The following is a 20,977-nucleotide window of genomic DNA, read 5'->3' as shown; positions in this document are numbered from 1 at the left end:
CAAGTCTATACCAATGCATTAACTTTATCGGTTGCTTCCCACGGTAAATGTATATCCATTCTGCCGACATGACCGTAAGCAGCAAGTTTTGTATAAAATCCACCTGGAGTGAGTGCAGGGAGATAACGTAATTTAAAGTTCCGCACGATCGCTGCTAAGCGAAAATCAAAATGCTGTTCTAGAAGTGTTGTCAATTCAGTGTCAGAAATTTTGCCTGTACCAAAGGTTTCAACCTGGATGCTGACTGGGCGAGCTAGTCCGATAGAATAACTGAGTTGTACTTCACACTCATCTGCCAAATTTGCCGCGACGATATTTTTTGCTGCATACCGTGCCATATATGCACCTATGCGATCAATGCGGATCGGATCTTTACCACTTAAAGCTGCACCGCTATGCTTAGAGTATTCACCGTAGGTATCAATTGCATTCTTTCTCCCTGTTAATCCAGCATGGACATAAGGACCACCTGTAATAAATAAACCTTCAGGGTTAATAAAAATTCTCGTTGCAGCATCGGGACGAATATCTTCATCAGCAAATACCGCATCAATGACTGTTTGACGGATGTCATCTTGTAGTTGTGCTAAATCAGGTTGAGTGGTGTCTTGACTTGCAACAATGGTGATACTGTGAATGCGATAAGGTTTGCGATCGCGATACTCAACTCCTACTTGGGTTTTACCATCAGGCGCAAGATAGGGAAGAATGTTTTTGTGATTGACAGTACTTAATTGCTTCGCTAGTTTGTGCGCTAGCCAAATGGGTAATGGCATCAACGCCGGAGTTTGTTTGCAAGCAAAGCCAAAAACTGTGACTTGATTTTTGACCGGAATTTGCTCAATGTCTGCATCAGTTAACTGATCGTCAAAATGATACAGGTGATCGCAGGGCAATTCTTTGAGGCTAGTTAATATACTACACGTTTTGGCATTAAACGCGGGTTGATCGTAACCCACCTGTTCAATCACTTGGCGGGCAATGTTAGTAAAATCAACATTTGTGTTTGGTTCAAACCTCGCCGCAATAAAGACAATTGCAGTAGAAACCGCACACTCGGTAATCACTCGCGCATAAGGATCTTGCTGCAAAAAGCGATCGACAATGGCATCACTAATGCGATCGCAAAGTTTATCAGGATGTCCCTCAGTGACAGATTCTGAGGTGAACATAAAGTCCTGTTTCATAGCTGTGTACCGTGAAATTGCTTCGTACTTTCATTGACAACCAACGGAAACAACGCACTGCCAGCGATGACAATTAAATCCCATCCATCTAACGGTGCAAGCTTTAATAAATCGCGCAATCCAGGGGCTAAAACAACGAACTGTAAAGTCATTGACCCAGCTAACGCTAGATTTAAATACTGATTAGCGGGGATATTCTCAATAATGCTACGTTCAGTGCGGCAACTCAGAGCGTGCAAGAGTTGCCCTAGTGTTAAGCTCATAAAGGCGATCGTACTTGCCCGCAATCCGATACCATATCGAGTAACTCCGTAGGCGTAAGCTGCTAAAGTACTGCCAGATAATATCGTTGATTCAAACAAAATTCTTTGAAAATCGGATGCTTTGATAATTGACTCATCTGGACTACGCGGCGGTGTTTGTAAAACATCAGGTTCCGCAGGTTCTAACGCTAAAGCCAGTGCGGGAAAGATATCTGTGACTAAATTGAGCCATAGTAATTGTAGTGCATTTAAAGGTTGACCAAAACCTCCTGCTGTGGCGATCGCCATCACTATAATTTCGCTCAGGTTTGTAGCGAGCAAAAAATGGACAGCTTTGCGGATATTGTTGTAAATTGTCCGTCCTTGACTGACTGCAACAATCATTGTTGCGAGATTGTTGTCTTCTAAAATAATATCTGCAACTTCTCGCGCAGCATCGGTTCCCGTTCCCATCGCAACACCGACATTGGCAGATTTTAAGGCGGGTGCATCGTTAATTCCATCACCTGTCATTGCCACAACTTTACCCACTGCTTGTAGCGCTTGGACGATTTGCAGTTTATTTACAGGGCTAATTCGCGCAAAGATATCGACTTTATCGCACAAAGCTTGCAGTGCCTCGCGGTCAACGTTAACTAAATCCTGCGCATCTAAAATTTGGATTTGATCGTTGCGACTTAACTGTAATTCTTTCCCAATTGCATAAGCTGTAGGAGTTTGATCGCCAGTAATCATGACTGTATCAATCCCCGCTTGATGAAATTGCCCAATCAAATTTTTGACACCATGACGTACCGGATCTGCCATACCGATTAAGCCTAACCAAACCAACTCAGTACTTTCATATCCGTAAGCAACGCCTAGTACTCTTAAAGCTTTACCTGCCATCCGATCGTTTTCTAGTGCGATCGCCAGTCGTTCGGCGGCGGTAAGCGGGACTCTTGCGCCATCATTTAGCCGCCAATGGCACAAATCAAGAACTTCTCCAGGACTTCCTTTAACCGCAAAGTGTTGCTGATGCTGATGTTGCGTACTCACGGATGACAGGGCGTCGAGGGAACCTCGACGCAACATCCTCATATAGTTGCGATTTTCTGCACGCGGCTTAGTGTCTACTAAGGGATATTGTTCGCGGAGTGCTAAAACATCAATACCAGCGGCGATCGCCATGTAAACTAAAGCATTCTCGGTTGCTGAACCTGTAACAACATATTCGCCGTGGCAATCGCGTGTCACAACACTTTCATTACACAAAACTGCAACTTGAATAAGTTTGAGAGTGCAAGCATCTGCTATTATGTTGAGATCTCCGTCTACGAGGGACAATTTTGTGTCGGTATGAATCTCGACAACAGACATTTGATTTTTGGTAATTGTGCCAGTTTTATCGAGGCAAATTTTTTGTACTGCACCCAGGGCTTCAACTGCATTAAGACTTCGTACGAGGACTTTATGCTTGCGCATATCTTGGATACCCAGCGCCAAAATTGTCGTTGCAATCGTGGGTAAACCTTCAGGAACAGCTGCAACAGCAAGTGATATTGATGTTTTGAGCATTTGTAGCAAACCGTATCCTCGCAGCCATCCCGCAGCAAATACGAGGGTGCAAACTCCACTCGCAAGCATTACAAGTTGCGAACCAACTTCATCAAGTTGTCGCGCTAAGGGTGTTGTTTGTACCGGAGTTTGACTGATCATGGCTTGAATTTTACCGATTTCGGTAAACTTACCTGTCGCTACAACAACTCCTAAACCTTGTCCCCCAAGCACTAACGTTCCTTTGTAAGCCATGTTGATGCGATCGCCCAAAGAAATATCAGCAGCAATCAGTGATGCAGTGCTTTTACTCACGGGTAAGCTTTCGCCTGTCAGTGCAGATTCATCGATACTCAGATTTTCTGTTGCTATTAACCTTGCATCAGCGGCGACATAGTTTCCTGCTTTAAGAACTAAAATATCTCCTGGAACAATTTCTGCGGTGTTAATTTCAACAATTTGGCGATCGCGTAAGACAGAAGTTAACGGGCGATCGCGGCTTTTGAGCGAATGAATAATTTTTTCTGACTGACTTTCGGTAATATAACCAATTGCTGCATTAATACCAACAACACCCATAATAACCGCAGCATCTGCAAGTCCTCCAGTCGCCACTGATAACCCTGCTGCAATACACAATAAGCCAACGGGTAATGACTGAAATTGCTCAAGTAAAATCCTAAGTTCTGAGCGGGTTGCTGTTTCTGGTAATGTGTTTGTCCCGTACTTCTGTAAGTTTTTATGAGCAACTACTTGCGTTAATCCGGTGTCTGATGTTTGCAACTCTGCCAAAACAGTATCGATGTCGAGTGCATACCAATCATCACTTTTTTGTTGCAAATTGCTATTTAATTTTTGATGATTTACAGCAATTTTTGGGCTGTAATTTTGTTCAATTTCTGCAACTAATTCTTTAACTCGATCAGTACTAAGATTTAACTCAAAAAGAACTAAAATATTTCCTGTTAAAATGTTTGCACTAGTACTAATGATGCCTAATTGCTGGGATAAATGAAATTCTAAATGCTCTTTGAGTTCTTTACAGCGATAAAGCTTTTCAACGCGATATCTTGCTCTTCCTGGAACTACGTTATGTATTGCTTGAATCACCTAAATTGCCTCTTAGCCTCTTATTCAAGCGATCGCGATGTTGGTGTTTCGTTGAGTTTGATAAAACTATCAAAAGCATACCAAGCTAGAACGTACCAAGGAATTTCTTCAATTTGTAGCCCTTTTGTGAGTAGTTGACGCAAGGCGATCGCGCCTAATCCTAGTGGTAGTAATAATTGTAAATCAGCCATATTATTAGTAGCTTGTCGTACTTGAGTATTTATATCTTTAAATGCATCAATAATGTACTCAGTAGCTCGTGAATTGTGCGTGTTTCCTATCAAGGTTGAACTCGTCTCACCTTCACGTCGGGCAATTAATTCTGCCTTTGCTTCTGCAACTAAATCTGCGATTGTTTCTTCTGTTTGTGCTGTTGCTTCTTGGACTTTCTCTGATAAAATGATTCCCTCTTTAAGAATTGCTTTAGTTACTGGATGATTTAATGTTGCCGCAGCAGGAAAAACAATCGGCGCAAGGATCGCGGCTGTTAATCCAGTAATCATGTCTGAAACTTCAAAATGTAACTCATTTGATGTCATTCATTCACTCCTCATTGTCAATTATCCAAACCAGTTAGAAGGTATAGAACCCGAATTTACTTCGGAGGGAATATGGTGATAGACATATTCAGCATATTTATCAACAAGATAATGAATTCCCTCATGGATGTAAGCTTCTCTTTCTTGTTTTTGATCTGGTTTTTGGTACATCTTTTTAAGATCAGTATGCTGCCGTTTTTCATCATCAACAACGACATACTTACTAAAAACCCTACTCAAAACATAAGCAATTAATTCTTGACGGAAGTCAGGATTAGAAAAAGCTTGCTGGTATGGATGATGAGGATATTGATTGAGTGCTAGCTCAATTTCTTCTAAGAGAATTGGCAAAGTTAAATTCACAATTGTTTTAGTCATCGGCTGTATTTCTTTGATTTATTGAATAGTTATCCTATTGATTTTTCTATGTGCCCTATTCTACAAGAAACTACTGATGCACCTATGCGTGCATTGCGGTTCGTTGCAAAAAGATGACACAACTCAAATAAGGTTGCTATAAATTTTTTATTGTGTTCTGCTGCTCATTATCTTAATCCTTAAATTTTTCCTCCCTCTGTGCTTAGCATAAAGAAGCGATTATTGTGCTAACACTTTGAACTTATAAAAATAATTTGAGGAACTTGTGAGCAAGCAATAATTTTGTTGAAATCAGCCCAAAATCCAGCTAATAAGTCAACTTATATAAAATAATATGAACTTATGTGTTTTAAGCTTTAGCTAATATTGGACGTTTCTACCACAACTATGAATTTCTAATAGAAGTATAAAACTTACTTCGCTAAACTCTCCTGAGTTTACGGCAATCAGGGAAACTGCTTAATCAGCACAAAGGCTTTCTTGACAAGCAATTTCCCTCTTCTCGCTCTCCTATTTTCTACTCCCAACACCAAGTTTTACGAAAAATTTAGGAGAACTATTTGTTACATTCAACACTAAAATTTGAAAAGAAGCACTGCCAACTTACTTATTAAGCAACTGCTGAGTTATTAGTTATGTTGTTAGCTTGAGAACTCTTATTTTCAAAAGTTGAATCAGATTGAGATAAATATTGAACCCAATTTGATATCACATCCTCTACTACTCCTTTATGTTCAGAATTGCTGTCACTTGTTAGCAGCACTTTCAGTGTTGTTGTGTAAACGTTATCAAAGATTTCGTATCCATATCCAATAACTTTACCTATGTGACCTGTATTTTGATGAAAAACATAGTCTCCAATACTAAACATACGATGCCGATCTCCTGATGCCAATACAGATGATACTTTAATTATTAATAGTTCCAAAAGACACAACTTCATCCTTGTAGCGTGTCTTAGCTATTCACTAGATAGATTTGTATGTGTCTATAAGTTGTACTCATAAATACAAAAAATGAAGATTGAGAGCAACTTCATTCAGAATCTAAGTCTGAAGATAGGGTATTTCTGCAATCACAGATGGCTAAGTTGAGGTGTATCGACTCATCAGTGGTATATGAGTGAAGTACGAGAACTCGTTCTACCAACAGACAATAGTGAAGTACCTCAGTTAGAAACTGGTTCACTTCTATTTATTGGTACGGCGACAGTTTTGCTACGTTATGCTGGATTTACGATTCTCACCGATCCTAACTTCTTACACCAAGGCGATCTCGTACATCTAGGCTATGGATGCTAAACAAGGAGTCCAGGCAATTCAAATTATTGCGCCGCAGCTAAGTATACCAATTCATTACAACGATTACACTGTGTTTAAGTCGCCAGTTGAAGACTTTATGCAAGCAGTAGAAAATGCAGGATTGAGCGATCGCGTGCAGTATCTCAGCCACGGCGAAACTTACAACTTTAATCTGTGAATACTCTCACTGCGATGTAGAACCAAGATCGATGCACTCAAAAAACTGTTGCAATCTTACCACTCATGTCTTCTTCTTTTATCGTCAGCCGGTTCTCCTTCAAAGGGCTGAACTCCAGTGGATGGATAGCGATCGTCACTAGGGCTAAAAATTCTACTTACTCCTTCCCATAGATAACGAACGAATTGCACAGGAATTTGGAATACAGCTTGCAAAAAAGCTTTAATTTTGTTGCTGGCAAACATATTTCCTCCTATTTGACTTAAGAGATTAGCGAATGACTGCCTATTTATTAGTTTCAGTGTTGTAGATGATGCATAGGTTATGATTGAGGCAATTTAAGATAATCTGCGATAAGTTCTGCAAGATACTTCAACTTTCTTGCGAATGTAATTTCTGTCTTGTGTGTCTTTAGGTTGAATGTGCTATTTTTTGCTGCTTAGCATCTAACTATTGAGTCATTATTGCGAACACTTTAATGTTATGAAAACAATTTGAGGAACTTGTGAGCAGATAAAAGAGTATCTAGTCTGATTGGATTGAGTTTTTGGCTTAATTTAGTCTAAGTTACACCAACATTTAATATTGATAGGCAGCTAGTGCGATCGCCTGCGGTAAGATTCGATGTTCTTGAACTTGAATACGCGCATGAAGCGTCTCTAGGGTATCGTCGGGTAATATGGGCACGGCGGCTTGAAGCAAAATCTCACCACTGTCTACTTCAAGAGTGACAAAGTGTGCTGTACAGCCTGTGATTTTTACCTTTGCAGCTAGTGCTTGTTCAATTGCGCGGACACCTTTAAAGCTGGGTAATAAACTAGGGTGAATGTTAATTATTCGATTGGGGAAAGCATTGATCAGAAATGGAGTGACAATTCGCATCCAACCTGCCATAATTACCCATTCGACATCGTATTCGCGTAAAGTCTTGACAATTTGCGCATCTAAGTCTTCTCTAGATGGAAAATCGCGGTGATTTAATAATGTAGCTGGAATTCCTTGCTCTTGAGCGCGTTGTGCGGCTTTAGCTTCTGGGTTATTGTAAATGAGAACTTGGATGTGAGCATTAAGTTTACCTTGCGCGATCGCTTCGGCAACGGCTGCAAAATTACTTCCATTACCAGAGGCGAGAATTCCTAATTTCAGTGGGACTTCTATTGTTATGTCACTCAGCGATACTGAGGGAGAAACCAGACTCAGAGTAGAATCAAGGCTAAATTGATTTAAATTACTGGACATCGAATGCAGGGTAAGAAGATAGATACTCCTCGATATAGTAAATCGTGGTTGGACAATCAGGCGATCGCCGCGTGGGTTTTTCTCGCACCAGCAGCGATTATCTTGGGAATATTCTTGCTATACCCAATTGCTTACTTGTTTTATCTCAGCTTTACCACAGGTAGTTTTACCTCAGCAGGTATTCGCTGGGTTGGTTTGAGGAACTACTTGCGTTTACTTCTCACACCTGATTTTTGGCAAGTCTTGGGAAACACAGCCTACTTCACTATTGCCACAGTTATTCCTAGTTTAGTCATTCCTCTAGGGCTAGCCGCACTCCTAAACCGTGCTGTTATCCTACGAGATTTCTTCCGCAGTGCCTATTTTCTTCCCTCCATTACCTCTTTAGTTGCAGCAGGATTAGGATTTCGCTGGTTATTTCAAACGAATGGTCCTGTTAACGCTTTTTTAAGTTCTTTTGGAATTGAACCAATTCCTTGGCTAGGAAGTACGGTTTGGGCAATGCCAATTTTGATTTTACTCAGCATTTGGAAGCAATTAGGTTTCAATATGGTTGTCTTCTTGGCGGGATTACAGGCGATTCCACCGAGTCGCTACGAAGCTGCTGAAATTGACGGGGCTAATGCTTGGCAACAGTTTTGGCATATTACTTTACCAGGATTGCGACCAACTCTGATATTTGCAACGATTACAACTGTAATATTTACCTTACGAAGTTTTGAGCAAGTTTATGTCGTTACAGGGGGAGGTCCTTTAAATTCGACTAATTTATTGGTTTACTATATATATCAGGAAGCATTTGCCCAATTTGATTTTGGTTACGCAGCAGCAGCAGCTACGGTACTCTTAGCAGTCGCACTCGTTTTAGTTTATTTACAGATGCGGACTTGGAGTGAAGAGTCGGATTAAGTAATTGGTAACTGGTCATTTCCTTAACTTAAAAAGATGTGATTTTTGATTATGTTCACCTAAATATGTATATCTCATTGAGGCTGTTCTCGCTAGAATTAAAACGCCGGAATCGTTGAAAGTGAATGACTTATTTAGAAACCGCAGCGCAATTTTACAGTGAAGTTGCCCAAACACCCCAAGTTGGACTTTGTTGCGTTCAAAGCAGTCCTCTGCAATTTCCAGGACTCAATATTCCATTGCAAATGCAACAAATGAACTATGGCTGTGGGACCACTGTTCATCCAGCTGAACTTGTTAATCAACCAACAGTACTATATGTTGGTGTAGGTGGTGGTTTAGAAGCACTACAGTTTGCCTATTTCTCCCGTCGTCCTAGTGGTGTGATTGCGGTAGAACCTGTTGCAGCGATGCGTTCGGCTGCGAAGCAGAATCTAGAAATTGCTGCACAACAGAATCCTTGGTTCGATCCTAGCTTTGTTGAAATTAGAGAAGGTGATGCGTTTACCTTACCCGTTGCAGATACTTCAGTTGATATCGTTGCCCAAAATTGTTTATTCAATATTTTTGCATCAGACGACCTTTCTCAGGCACTTAAAGAAGCGTTTCGGGTGTTAAAATCTGGTGGAAGATTGCAAATGAGCGATCCAATCGCCACTCGCCCCATACCGACACATTTACAACAAGACGAGAGATTGCGAGCAATGTGCTTATCCGGCGCACTTACCTACGAACAGTATATTGACAAAATCGTTGATGCTGGCTTTGGTCAAGTAGAAATTCGAGCACGTCGTCCTTATCGATTACTAGATTGTGACACATATAATTTAGAAGCAGATTTGCTCTTAGAAAGTCTCGATTCAGTAGCTTTTAAAGTACCAATTCCACAAGATGGAGCGTGTATTTTTACAGGTAAAACTGCTATATATTGCGGCAAAGAAGAAATATTTGATGATGCTAATGGTCACATTTTACAACGTGGCGTACCAGCAGTTGTCTGTGATAAAACAGCCAGAAAACTTGGCTCTTTATTACAACAACAAGTTATGATTACTGACTCAACATGGCATTATGTTGGCGGTGGCTGTTGCTAATTATAAATAAACGAACTGAGTAGTTGAAAACACAGCTAAAACACATCTTTATAAGATTCTATAAGTCTTATTTTTAGCTAGTCCACAGAGGTGGAATTTGTTTATATAGCTGCGATTTTAATCGCCAAGCGATCAACACAATTATTTACCATGACAGAAACACTATCACTGACACCATTTCAATCAAAACTTTGTTCATCTTTTACTAAAAGCAAAGTTAAAGTACTACAAATTAATTTGGGAAGGCGTTGTAACTTAGCTTGTACGCATTGTCATGTCGAAGCAGGACCAAAACGTACTGAAGAACTTTCTCCTGAAGTTTGCGAACAATTAATTCAAGTTATCCAAACTTTTCCTGAGATTGAGATTGTCGATCTAACTGGTGGTGCACCAGAAATGAACTATGGGTTCAAACCATTAGTACAAGCTGCGAGAATTGCAAGGAAAGAAGTTATTGTACGTTCTAATCTGGTGATTTATTTTGAACCAGGCTTTGCGGATCTACCAGAGTTTTTTGCTCAAAATCAACTTCATGTTGTAGCATCACTGCCTTGCTATTTATCAGATAATGTTGATAAGATGCGTGGTTATGGTGTATTTGATGCGTCTATTCGGGCTTTACAATGGCTCAATCAACAAGGATATGGCAAAGAGCCAAATCTTATTTTAGATTTAGTATTTAATCCTCAATTACCTATAAGTGAAGAGAAATTTTCTCTACCTCCAGAGCAAGGTAAGCTAGAACAAACTTATAAAATGTTCTTGCAAGAACATTTTGGTATTGTATTTAATCACCTCTTTACGATCGCCAATTTACCCGTAGGTAGAAGTGCTGGATATTTACAACGTCAAAAACTATACGTTCCCTACTTAAAGTTTTTAGAAGATAATTTTAATGCAAATACTATAGAGCATTTAATGTGCCGCAATGAATTATCAGTAGATTATCTAGGAAATATTTATGATTGTGATTTTAATCAAATGATGAATCTACCTGCAAAAACTCGTAATGGCGAAGTACTAACTGTTACCACACTACTCGAAGCTGGAACTTTAGATTTAATTGATGAAATCCAAACAGCACCTTATTGCTATGGTTGTACTGCTGGTTCGGGTTCTAGTTGTGGTGGTGCTTTGGTTGAAGATTAGCTTGGCGACTTTAGTCGCAGCTATATAAACAAATTCCACCTCTGTGGACTAACTAAAAAAAGACTTATAAAAACATATAAAGATAGGTTTTGTGTTTATAGTTGACCTTACTTACAAATATTACAATTGTGTAGACGGACATGATTTAAAGTCTTGATTTAATTTGCTTATCTTTAATGAATCTTCCGAAAATCTGCATATACATTTGGTAGATAAGTTTGTCTTTATCCAAAAATGCGTTTCAAAGAGGATTTGTCATGATTTTACCATTGGATAAGCTAGGTGCTAGAGAAGTCGCTGGTGGGGTTGTAGATTTTGGGCTATTTCTTCCTTGGGTATCTGCAAATGATGGCTATCAGTTGTGGTTAAAAATTATTCACGAGAAAGATCAATTTCTCCAAGATATTCCTCCCCATGAGTTTGAATTAACACATTCATTAGATTCAGAATACGGTGATTATTGGTCAGTTAAAGTAGATATTAAAAGTGAAGCGTTTACCCAAAGGAAGCGTCCTAATTCAGCATGGGGAAGTGAAGGAACTTATGTTTATCGCTATTGCTTAAGACATCGCGATCGCACTGAAATTGATTGGATTATCGATCCTTTTGCTAGAGAATTTGGTGTTGGGAAACTATCTGCATTTACGTTAGGATATCGTCCTTATGAATGGAGTCAAGAAGAAAAAGACTGGAAAACACCTGTATTAAAGGATTTGGTTCTGTATGAACTGATGATTAATGAGTTTGGCGGTGATATTGATGGTGCGATCGCTCAACTTGATTATCTAGCAGATTTAGGTATTAACTGTATTGAAGTCATGCCAGTTTCTAATGTGGGGATGACTGTCGATTGGGGATTTTTACCTATTGGTTATTTTGGGGTAGATGAAAGATTTGGTAATCGCAAAGATTTACAACGGTTGATCGATGCTGCACATCAAAGAAAGATTGCGGTGATTTTAGATGCAGTCTATGGTCATACTAGTGATAGTTTTCCTTACAGCTATGTTTATCGCCAGTTAGGTTATCGCGAAAATCCTTTTATGGGAACTTTTGCTAAAGATTATTTTGGCGAAAGTACTGATTTCAATCGTCAATTTACTCAAGACTTCTTTTATACAGTTAATTATCACTGGATTGAGACATATCACGTAGATGGTTTTCGCTACGATTGCGTTCCTAACTATTGGGATGGTGCAACAGGTGTAGGTTATGCAAGTTTAACGTTCAATACTTATCAAACAATCAAAGATAAGCAAAGTGCTGGCGGATACTGGCAAAGATTTTTTAATAACGACAAGATTAATTTGATTCAGTGTGCAGAACAATTAGAAGGACCGCAAGAAATTTTAGCAAAAACTTATAGTAACTGTACTTGGCAAAATGAAACGCTGGGTGCGGTTAAAGGAGTTGCTTCAGGTAATCGTGATGAATTAACAAATTTGGGGTTTCGCTTTGGTTTGATTGATTATCCTCAAACAGTCACAACGAATGATGACACTCTCGAAAAAACAGTGCTGCAATATATTGAGAATCACGATCATCCTCGGTTTGTCTGCAATTTTGGAGTAATCAACCGCGATAATGAGTTGTTAAAGGAAGGCGATCGCAATCTGTGGTACAAAGTTCAACCGTATCTGATTGGAATGCTAACGGCGAGTGGTATTCCCATGTTATGGCAAGGACAAGAGTTTGGCGAAAATTACTATATCCCCGATCAAGGTTTTGGGCGTGTGATGTTGTTTCGTCCTGTTCGTTGGGATTACTTCTACGATCCTATCGGTAAAAGTGTCATTTCTTTGGTACGCAAGTTAGTCAAACTTCGTCGAGAGCGATCGCAGTTTCGCACAGGGGAACATTTCTTTTACAATCATTTTGATCGCTATCATGCTAAAAATGTCTTGCTGTTCTCGCGCTACGAACAAAATGCTTTTAGCTTAGTTGCATTGAATTTTGGAGACACTGCGCAAACTGTACCCTTTTGGTTTCCTATGGGTGGAAACTATCGTGAGGAACTACACGGCGAAAACTTGAATGATGTTCCTCAACTTGAAGAGACTTGGATTACTATCCCTGGTAACTATGGGCGCATTTGGACTAAAGATGAAAATAGCTAACCAATGATACGTATGGCTAGCTATCTTGAGTTAATTTCTAGGAGATGCAGTAGTACTCATTAAAAAGGCTAATACTTCCATCTCCTCATCAAAGATTACAAAAATACATTAGCTGCAACCCAGTACAGCACTAGAAATGACACTACGCCTATCCACAAGTAAAGTCTATTATTCAAAAGTTTATTCATACTGCGATAAATAACTACAAAGCTATAGATGCAACCATTTGTATATTATTGTTTACTTTTAGCTTTGGACATCTATCATTAGGATGAACAGACATTGACAAAATTACTAAAGTGTGTAAGTAATATTGCTTAATAAGATACCCTTCGACTAAAGTCGGGGCTATGCAAACAAAGTGTGCTTTCGCACACTAAAATATAATAATTTTCGGTAAATCTACGTACTATCTAAATTTCGGTTAATACGCGAGGCGATCGCATTTAGGCAAAACGTTTAAATATTGAAAAGCGATCGCTCAACTACCTACTGTTAGGATTAACTAAAAGAATCTTCTGGCATATCTAAGCCTGTTGCTGCGGCTGCGTCTTGGGCGATAGATTCTGGTTCATCAGGAAAATGTTCTTTGAGCCATTGCGCAAAGTCTTGCGTCACGATTTCATGATAGCTTGCTTGATGCTTTTCTAACCAAACAGCGACATCCTCATGACCTGTCGTTTTTAGTGTATCAACGACACAAGAAAACTCTAGCGTGCGGCACTGACCACTATCGCGTATCTCTAATAAGGTTGGCATTAAGTTGTCAGGGTATTCGTTATTAATCGATGTCATTTTTATTTTCCCAGTAATTTTGGATATTACACTAAGATCCCTTTTGATTTTGAGAGCGAAATCGTCCTCGATCAAAACTACGTTGCTTGAGGTGCTTTGTCTGACGTCCACTGACGCGCTTACGCCACATCTTAAAACTCGATTCTTTCATTTCACGCCGCATCAAGGCAATTACTTGTTGTTCTGTTAGCCCAAATTGAAGAGTAATCGCTTCAAAAGGCGTACGATCTTCCCATGCCATTTCAATAATGCGGTCAATACTTTCAGAACTTAGATTAGGAATATCCATCATATAAATCAGTTTCTAAATTATGATTTTAGTTCTTATTGCCATAAACTAATACTGGTACTCGCTTATAAGCAGGTGTACCGGATCGCGTTTCAGTTGTTGCCTTAAAGATGACATTGACTTCTGGATAAAACATCAACGCGGCGCCCTCTCGGACTGCACCGTAAATGACTTCTATTTTGTCTAATTTACCAGCATCACCTTGTACAGTGACGCGATCGCCTTGTGCCAAATTTATTTTTTCAGCATCGATGCGGTTCATCAGAATGCAGTGACGTTGAGGCATTCCGCGATAGCGATCGCCAATTTTATAAACAACTGTGTTGTGTTGCGAGTAGCTACGTCCAGTCATTAAAGCGAGAACGAGACTATTAACAGCTTCAATACCAAAATCTTTGGCTTCAGGTAGGGTGAGATGAGGTAGAGGTGTTGCAAACATCTTTGCCTTTCCTGATGAGGTTTTAAAGTGAGGTTCGGTGACAATGCGCCCAGAAATGGTAAATTCTTCTTTGGTGTCATCGATAGTCCCAATTTTTTCATACCCTGGAATAGTTCTCGCGATCAGTTGCCTGACATAACGAGTATCTTGCATCTTGTGCCACTCAACAGGATAATCGCCTAGTAATCTATGTGCTAGTTCTGTTAAAAATTCTACTTCTGAAATCAGATCGGCATCTTTTAAATGCGTTTTACCTTCATCATTAAGCCTGACGAAGTTATTGCCTGATTCAACTGTGGTTTTGTGCGGGTTTTCAAAACGATTGAGGACAGGAATAATAATTGTGTTAGTTTTTGCTAGTCCGTGGAAGTGCCCAATGTTAGGTTTAGTCGCAAGATAAATAATCGTGTCGATGTTACCCAAAGCTTGTTTTGCTTGTGTCGAGTCAGGATTAGCACCATAGAGATTACCACCAACACAAATGAGACTGTCTACTTTGCCCGCTGCTCTTCGATCAGATCGCGAGTGTGATAACCTTTTGGTAAATTCAGCGATCGCCCCAGAAGTTGTTCTAACGCCTGCTTAATTTCTTCTTTGAGTTTAACCGTCACGCCCATAGAACCGAAGCCTTGCACATTAGAATGTCCGCGTATAGGTATCACACCGACTCCCATTTTGGCGATCTGACCGCTTATTAATGCAGTATTAGCAATGCTATAGACATTATCAACACCATTAGTGTGTTGCGTGATACCCATTGCCTAACCAAAGACAACGTTCTTTGATGGTACCGATAATCGTTGCTGCTGTTTCAATTTCTGCTTGCGAGACTCCACAGGTAGCTGTAATAGTTTCCCAAGAAAGCGATCACGCGTCTTCTACTACTGCTTCCCATCCTTCGGTGTGTGCTTGCAAAAATGCTTGGTCAATTTCGGCTGAGATTGCTTCGACACTTTTCATGCAACGTTGCAGCTTTTCGCCTACTTCGTTTGTAAAGCCCCCCTTTTGTCCGCCTGTACCCCAAGAACAAGACAAACAAGCACTATGATGAAACAGCGTTTGCCAAAGCTTAGGTCCTTCTGGCGACAGCGTATGTTTTGCCCAATACTCAATGACAGGTATCCCACCACCTATTTCAGGTGTATCCTCATTAGTTTCGTCAAACGGTGGTTTGGACTGCGGGTTGGTATCCATAGGGCAATGTAGCAAAAGACTTTACCTGTGACGTAGCGTAAATTAAACAATGCGAGAACTACTCAATAGATAGATTGTCCATACAGTTGTTTCTACCCTCACCTCACAAATTCCTCACGATGTTTTCCTAACTTGTAGGTACGCAGAGATGGTGACAAGAACTTTTGAGGACTCAAACCATCAAAGAGGCAAGGGAAATGTTAACTACAGTTTTTTTGAGTATCGGTGCATTAGGGGCGATCGCTTTTGTTGTTCTCGCGGTTTTGCAAACTAAACAAAAACAACAGCTAAACCAAATTTGGCGACAGCTAGAAACTCAACCAGAAGGTAAGTATTTTACCCAAGATATGATTGCAACCTTACCTGCACCTGTACAGCGCTACTTTTTACACGCTATAACTCCAGGAACGCCCCTTGCAACTTCTGTTCGTTTAAAAATGACTGGTAGCTTGAGAATGGGGCAAGATCAACCTTGGCTTCTGATGCGAGCTAAAGAAATTATTTCAGTAAAAGGCTTTATTTGGCAAGCAACAATTGGTCGCGGTTTGTTGCAATTTAAAGGAGCCGATTCCTATGCTAATGGTAGCGGTCGAGTGCAATTTTCGCTGTGGGAACTTTTACCCTTAGTCCATGCGAGTAACCATAACATCACTCGCTCTAGCATTGGGCGATTAGTCGCAGAATTCATCTGGCTACCTTCAGCCTTACTTCCCCAAAATGGCGTAAATTGGCAAGCAATTGACGAAAACACAATTCAAGCAAGTTTAAAAGTAGATGGCGAACTTGTCACGCTAACCTTTACAATTGACGCTGAAGGTAAGCTCAGAAAACTTTCCTTCCCACGCTGGAGCGATCTTGCAAAAGACACTGATTGGACATACATCCCTATGGGTGGCGAATTTCCAGCAGAACGCAACTTCGGCGGATATACCATTCCTTCACAAGTCATTCTAGGTTATTGGTTTGGGACAGACCAATATTATGAATCTTTCCACGGCACACTTGAACAAGTTGAGTTTTTAGGAATCTCTAAGACAGTTCCATCTCTAATAACTGCATAACTACCGAAGATCCCCACCCTTCAACTTTTTAAATTTCGTAATAGATTCAAAACCAAAATTATGCCTAACTTCTTTCAACTTACAAAACTACAGAGTAATCATAAATTGTTTTTGAAGTATCCCTTTCTATTTCCAGAACTTCTCTAATTTAAAGTCTCCAACTCACTAATTAAAGTCTCCCATATGAGGAATTTAGGAGGCAATTACATACTCACAAATTGGAACTTTACCTTATCAATTATTCCTTCTCTCCACAATAGTTCAAATCAGGAGCATCTATCATGAATCGAGTCAAAGATAAAGTTGTTATTGTCACAGGCGGTGCAGCCGGTATTGGAAAAGCAACGTGCATTTTACTAGCAAAAGAAGGCGCTAAAGTTGCAGTCACAGATATTTTAAACGACGAAGGTAAAACGCTTGCAGAAGACATCAAAAATAAAGCAGGTGAAGCAGCATATTGGCATCTTGATGTTTCTCAAGAAGCAGAAGTCGAAAAAGTTTTTACAGAGGTTCTACAAAAGTGGGGGAAAATTGATGTTTTAGTCAATAATGCTGGAATTTCTGGAGTCAACAAACCTACTCATGAAATTACAGAAAAAGAATGGAATTCTTTAATGGCAGTTAACGTCAATGGTGTTTTTTTATGCACCAAATATGCAATTCCCGCGATGATCAATGCAGGCGGCGGCAGTATTATCAATTTATCTTCAATTTACGGGCTTGTTGGTGCAGCAGATAGTCCACCGTATCATGCCTCAAAAGGTGCAGTGCGATTGATGAGTAAAAACGACGCCCTGTTATATGCCAAAAATCATATTCGCGTCAATTCAGTGCATCCTGGTTTTATTTGGACACCAATGGTAGAGTCATTTCTTCAGCAGCAAGGTGATGTTGAGTCTGCACGCCAAAAGTTAGATAGTTTGCATCCAATTGGTCATATGGGCGATCCAGATGATATTGCCTATGGTATTCTTTACCTAGCTTCTGACGAATCTAAGTTTGTCACAGGTGCAGAATTAGTCATTGATGGCGGTTACACCGCACAGTAACTCATTTATCTATAGAGTTGTTACTAATCAAAGCTTGGCTATCAGTTTTGAGGTAAGATAAAAAATTTGCAGTAATTTAGACACTTGACCGAAGGAGTTGCCCCTATGGCTCGGATGTATTATGACACTGATGCCAACTTAGATCTTTTAGCACAAAAAACAATTGCCATCATTGGCTATGGTTCTCAGGGTCATGCCCATGCCTTAAATTTGAAAGACAGTGGCATGAATGTCATCGTTGGGCTATATCCAGGTAGCAAGTCAGCAGCAAAAGCCGAAGCAGTAGGACTTAAAGTTCACGCAGTTGCTGATGCAGCAGCAGCAGCAGACTTTATTATGATTCTGCTACCAGATGAAGTGCAAAAAAGTGTCTATAAGAACGAAATTGAACCAAATTTAACAGAAGGCAAAGTCCTTGCTTTTGCACACGGGTTCAACATTCACTTTGGTCAAGTTGTACCACCCGCAGATGTTGATGTGGTGATGATAGCACCCAAAGGACCAGGACACTTAGTCCGGCGGACATACGAACAAGGACAAGGCGTACCGGCGTTATTTGCAGTGTATCAAGATGCCAGTGGTCAAGCACGCGATCGCGCAATGGCATACGCAAAAGGTATTGGTGGAACTCGTGGCGGTATTCTAGAAACAACCTTCCGCGAAGAAACTGAAACCGATTTGTTTGGCGAACAAGCTGTTCTCTGTGGCGGCTTAAGTGCGTTGATTAAAGCTGGATTTGAAACGCTAGTTGCAGCAGGATATCAACCTGAACTCGCGTATTTTGAATGTCTGCATGAAGTCAAGTTGATTGTAGACTTAGTTGTTGAAGGCGGCTTAGCTAAAATGCGTGATAGCATTTCTAATACTGCTGAATACGGTGACTATACTCGCGGATCGCGAATTGTTACTGAACAAACTAAAGCAGAAATGCGCAAAATTCTGCAAGAGATCCAAGCAGGTCAATTTGCCCGTGAATTTGTGCTAGAAAACCAAGCAGGTAAACCTGGATTTACCGCAATGCGTCGTCAAGAAGCTGAACACCCAATTGAAGAAGTCGGCAAAGATTTACGCGCTATGTTCAGTTGGATGAAGAAAGACTAGGCATTGTTACAGATAGAAACAGCAAAGTCTGTAATATATCTCTCTTATTAGTCCACGAATGTGGACTTTGTTTGTGAAGCCGCGACTTTAGTCGCTAGGCTTCTCTTTTTAAGATTAATAAATAACATCTTAATAACTAGTTATTCTCATGCGAGAACTTTACCCACTCGTTGCACCATACAACGAAGGAAATCTACAAGTTTCTGACTTGCATACAATTTACTATGAAGAGTCAGGCAATCCACAGGGTAAGCCCGTTGTTCTACTCCACGGCGGACCTGGTGGCGGGTGTCCGCCATTTTATCGCCAATATTTTCACCCCGAAAAGTGGCGAGTTGTCATGTTCGATCAGCGGGGTTGTGGTAGAAGTATACCTCATGCAGAACTCCGCGAAAATACAACGTGGGATTTAGTGAGTGATATTGAAAAATTACGCGAACACTTACAGATTGAACGTTGGGCTGTTTTTGGTGGTAGTTGGGGAAGTACTTTATCCTTAGCCTATAGTCAAACGCATCCCGATCGCTGTACAGAACTCATTCTCCGTGGTATTTTCTTATTGCGCCAAAAAGAGTTGCGCTGGTTTTATCAAGAAGGTGCTAGCTATATCTTCCCTGATGCCTGGGAAGAATACGTTAAACCAATTCCTGAAGCCGAACGCGACGATTTACTAGTTGCTTACTACAAACGCCTCACAAGTTCTGATGCTCAAACGCGGCTAAAAGCAGCCCGTGCTTGGTCAATTTGGGAAGCAAGCACAAGTAGACTTTATCCCGATCCCAATTTAATCCAAACGTTTGGTGAAAGTAATTTCGCAGACGCTTTTGCCCGAATTGAGTGCCATTATTTTATCAACAAAGGTTTTTTTGATACCGAAGACCAATTACTCCTTAATGTAAATCGAATTCGGCAAATTCCAGCGGTCATTGTTCAAGGACGCTATGATGTAGTATGCCCGATGATTTCAGCATGGGAATTACACCGTGCTTGGCAAGAAGCAGAATTTATAGTCGTTCCTGATGCTGGACATTCCATGAGCGAACCAGGAATTCGCACGGCTTTAATTGAAGCAACAGACAAATTTGTAGGACATTAGTTGACTAACATTGTAATCACCTTTACTTGCTTAAATTTGCAAAACGGATACTATAACTGAGGCAAATTTAAGTTGAGCAAGGAACTCAGTGTGAATATTTTTATTTTATGTACAGGGCGCTGTGGCTCTACTACTTTTATTCAAGCATGTCAACATATTTCAAACTATACGGCAGCTCATGAATCTAGAATTTCTCTTTTAGGAAACGAGCGGCTTAATTACCCAGAAAATCATATAGAAGCTGATAATCGGTTATCTTGGTTTTTGGGCAGATTAGATGAAAAGTTTGGCGATCGCGCTTTTTATGTTCATTTAATTAGAAATCAAAATGACACAGCAGAAAGTTTTAACAGCCGTTGGCAATACAAAAAAAGTATTATTCGTGGTTATGCACGCGATATATTAATGCGTGATGAGGAAAAAGAAAAAGAACAACTTAGTATTTGTAAAGACTACTGCGATACTATCAACACAAATATTAAATTATTTCTAAAAGATAAATCTAAACAGATGACCTTCAAGCTAGAAAATGCGACCAATGACTTTTGTGAGTTTTGGCAGAGAATCGGCGCACAAGGAGATTTGTCCGCAGCAATAGATGTATGGTCAACAAAATATAACAGCACTCAAATATCTGTAACTTCTGTTCAACATAAGAGTCAATCGCAAGGTAAGTTACGGACAGTCAAGAAAATAGTGAAAGACATAGTACGCAACTTTTAGAGTGTTGATTGTAAGCTCAGACATTAACTCCTAAAAAAATCTTCATTAGACGTTGAGTGCGATCGCACTCTTCAATTTCATCTAGAGCAATATATGAAATTAAAATAATTGAGTGCTATATGGTATTTTTTTAAACTCATTTTTAACAATGCATTATAGTTTATAGCAAATTAATTTCTCAAACAAAAAAAATAGCTATTTCCCATACGTAGAAAATTACGCTGTAAATT

20 protein-coding genes and 1 pseudogene are annotated in these 20,977 nt (G+C 40.0%); 11 read left to right on the top strand and 10 right to left on the bottom strand.

Annotated elements, in window-relative coordinates:
* Positions 1 to 5: 5 nt before the first annotated feature.
* The 5 genes from metK to IQ230_RS09845 form a co-directional block, all read right to left on the bottom strand.
* Positions 6 to 1,187 (bottom strand): methionine adenosyltransferase, encoded by a 1,182-nt coding sequence (gene metK, locus IQ230_RS09865; RefSeq protein ID WP_193931833.1) that lies wholly within the window; start codon positions 1,185 to 1,187, stop codon positions 6 to 8.
* Positions 1,184 to 4,096, bottom strand: coding sequence for a cation-translocating P-type ATPase (locus IQ230_RS27645; RefSeq protein ID WP_193931832.1), 2,913 nt, complete (start codon positions 4,094 to 4,096; stop codon positions 1,184 to 1,186). The genes metK and IQ230_RS27645 overlap by 4 nt, the downstream gene beginning before the upstream one ends.
* Before the next feature lie 20 nt (positions 4,097 to 4,116).
* Positions 4,117 to 4,635: a DUF5132 domain-containing protein gene (locus IQ230_RS26520; RefSeq protein ID WP_228054719.1), complete on the bottom strand. Its 519-nt coding sequence runs from the start codon at positions 4,633 to 4,635 to the stop codon at positions 4,117 to 4,119.
* A 21-nt stretch (positions 4,636 to 4,656) separates the two neighbouring features.
* Positions 4,657 to 5,013 (bottom strand): hypothetical protein, encoded by a 357-nt coding sequence (locus IQ230_RS09850; RefSeq protein ID WP_193931831.1) that lies wholly within the window; start codon positions 5,011 to 5,013, stop codon positions 4,657 to 4,659.
* A 610-nt stretch (positions 5,014 to 5,623) separates the two neighbouring features.
* Positions 5,624 to 5,884 carry a hypothetical protein gene (locus tag IQ230_RS09845; RefSeq protein ID WP_228054718.1) on the bottom strand — a complete coding sequence of 87 codons (261 nt, stop codon included), beginning with the start codon at positions 5,882 to 5,884 and terminating at the stop codon, positions 5,624 to 5,626.
* 247 nt (positions 5,885 to 6,131) lie between these two features.
* On the opposite strand from IQ230_RS09845, the gene IQ230_RS26515 reads away from it, so the two are divergent.
* Together IQ230_RS26515 and IQ230_RS26510 are read left to right on the top strand one after the other, a co-directional pair.
* The gene (locus IQ230_RS26515; RefSeq protein ID WP_228054717.1) at positions 6,132 to 6,314 is read left to right on the top strand and encodes a hypothetical protein; all 183 of its coding nucleotides are present in this window, start codon (positions 6,132 to 6,134) and stop codon (positions 6,312 to 6,314) included.
* On the top strand, positions 6,304 to 6,492 hold the full coding sequence (locus IQ230_RS26510; RefSeq protein ID WP_228054716.1) for an MBL fold metallo-hydrolase: 189 nt from the start codon (positions 6,304 to 6,306) through the stop codon (positions 6,490 to 6,492). The genes IQ230_RS26515 and IQ230_RS26510 overlap by 11 nt, the downstream gene beginning before the upstream one ends.
* Positions 6,493 to 6,548: 56 nt before the next feature.
* Here IQ230_RS26510 and IQ230_RS09835 read toward each other — a convergent pair whose 3' ends face one another.
* Positions 6,549 to 6,737: a hypothetical protein gene (locus IQ230_RS09835; protein ID WP_193931830.1), complete on the bottom strand. Its 189-nt coding sequence runs from the start codon at positions 6,735 to 6,737 to the stop codon at positions 6,549 to 6,551.
* Between the two features lie 334 nt (positions 6,738 to 7,071).
* Entirely contained in the window at positions 7,072 to 7,731 is a 660-nt protein-coding gene (gene purN / locus IQ230_RS09830) for a phosphoribosylglycinamide formyltransferase (protein ID WP_193931829.1), read from the bottom strand.
* A gap of 3 nt (positions 7,732 to 7,734) precedes the next feature.
* On the opposite strand from purN, the gene IQ230_RS09825 reads away from it, so the two are divergent.
* The 4 genes from IQ230_RS09825 to IQ230_RS09810 all read left to right on the top strand — a co-directional run bounded on the left by IQ230_RS09825 (position 7,735) and on the right by IQ230_RS09810 (position 13,000).
* Positions 7,735 to 8,640, top strand: a complete 906-nt coding sequence (locus IQ230_RS09825; protein WP_193931828.1) for a carbohydrate ABC transporter permease — start codon at positions 7,735 to 7,737, stop codon at positions 8,638 to 8,640.
* Positions 8,641 to 8,765: 125 nt separating this feature from the next.
* Positions 8,766 to 9,734 (top strand): arsenosugar biosynthesis arsenite methyltransferase ArsM, encoded by a 969-nt coding sequence (arsM, locus tag IQ230_RS09820; RefSeq protein WP_193931827.1) that lies wholly within the window; start codon positions 8,766 to 8,768, stop codon positions 9,732 to 9,734.
* A gap of 150 nt (positions 9,735 to 9,884) precedes the next feature.
* On the top strand, positions 9,885 to 10,883 hold the full coding sequence (gene arsS / locus IQ230_RS09815) for an arsenosugar biosynthesis radical SAM (seleno)protein ArsS (RefSeq protein ID WP_193931826.1): 999 nt from the start codon (positions 9,885 to 9,887) through the stop codon (positions 10,881 to 10,883).
* Positions 10,884 to 11,140: 257 nt separating this feature from the next.
* A complete protein-coding gene (locus IQ230_RS09810) occupies positions 11,141 to 13,000 on the top strand; it encodes an alpha-amylase family glycosyl hydrolase (protein WP_193931825.1) in 1,860 nt (619 codons plus the stop codon).
* Between the two features lie 501 nt (positions 13,001 to 13,501).
* Here the strand turns inward: IQ230_RS09810 and IQ230_RS09805 are convergent.
* The 3 genes and pseudogenes from IQ230_RS09805 to IQ230_RS09795 form a co-directional block, all read right to left on the bottom strand.
* Positions 13,502 to 13,795 carry a hypothetical protein gene (locus tag IQ230_RS09805; RefSeq protein ID WP_193931824.1) on the bottom strand — a complete coding sequence of 98 codons (294 nt, stop codon included), beginning with the start codon at positions 13,793 to 13,795 and terminating at the stop codon, positions 13,502 to 13,504.
* 31 nt (positions 13,796 to 13,826) lie between these two features.
* Complete coding sequence (locus IQ230_RS09800; protein WP_193931851.1) at positions 13,827 to 14,084, bottom strand: TIGR03643 family protein; 258 nt, start codon at positions 14,082 to 14,084, stop codon at positions 13,827 to 13,829.
* Positions 14,085 to 14,112: 28 nt separating this feature from the next.
* Positions 14,113 to 15,717 (bottom strand): annotated as a pseudogene (locus IQ230_RS09795) (molybdopterin dinucleotide binding domain-containing protein).
* 197 nt (positions 15,718 to 15,914) lie between these two features.
* Here IQ230_RS09795 and IQ230_RS09790 point away from each other — a divergent pair.
* From IQ230_RS09790 to IQ230_RS09770, 5 genes are all read left to right on the top strand, one after another.
* Complete coding sequence (locus tag IQ230_RS09790) at positions 15,915 to 16,778, top strand: DUF6920 family protein (protein ID WP_193931823.1); 864 nt, start codon at positions 15,915 to 15,917, stop codon at positions 16,776 to 16,778.
* 281 nt (positions 16,779 to 17,059) lie between these two features.
* Entirely contained in the window at positions 17,060 to 17,827 is a 768-nt protein-coding gene (locus IQ230_RS09785; RefSeq protein WP_193931822.1) for an SDR family NAD(P)-dependent oxidoreductase, read from the top strand.
* A 105-nt stretch (positions 17,828 to 17,932) separates the two neighbouring features.
* On the top strand, positions 17,933 to 18,928 hold the full coding sequence (gene ilvC, locus IQ230_RS09780) for a ketol-acid reductoisomerase (RefSeq protein ID WP_193931821.1): 996 nt from the start codon (positions 17,933 to 17,935) through the stop codon (positions 18,926 to 18,928).
* Between the two features lie 148 nt (positions 18,929 to 19,076).
* On the top strand, positions 19,077 to 20,024 hold the full coding sequence (gene pip, locus IQ230_RS09775; protein ID WP_193931820.1) for a prolyl aminopeptidase: 948 nt from the start codon (positions 19,077 to 19,079) through the stop codon (positions 20,022 to 20,024).
* 90 nt (positions 20,025 to 20,114) lie between these two features.
* Positions 20,115 to 20,747, top strand: a complete 633-nt coding sequence (locus IQ230_RS09770; RefSeq protein WP_193931819.1) for a hypothetical protein — start codon at positions 20,115 to 20,117, stop codon at positions 20,745 to 20,747.
* Positions 20,748 to 20,977: the final 230 nt, after the last annotated feature.

Origin of the sequence: Gloeocapsopsis crepidinum LEGE 06123 (assembly GCF_015207655.1) — a bacterium.
In the GTDB taxonomy this organism is placed as follows: domain Bacteria; phylum Cyanobacteriota; class Cyanobacteriia; order Cyanobacteriales; family Chroococcidiopsidaceae; genus Gloeocapsopsis; species Gloeocapsopsis crepidinum.
Note: the sequence above shows the minus strand (reverse complement) of the source record. Positions and strands in the feature narration are given on the sequence as shown.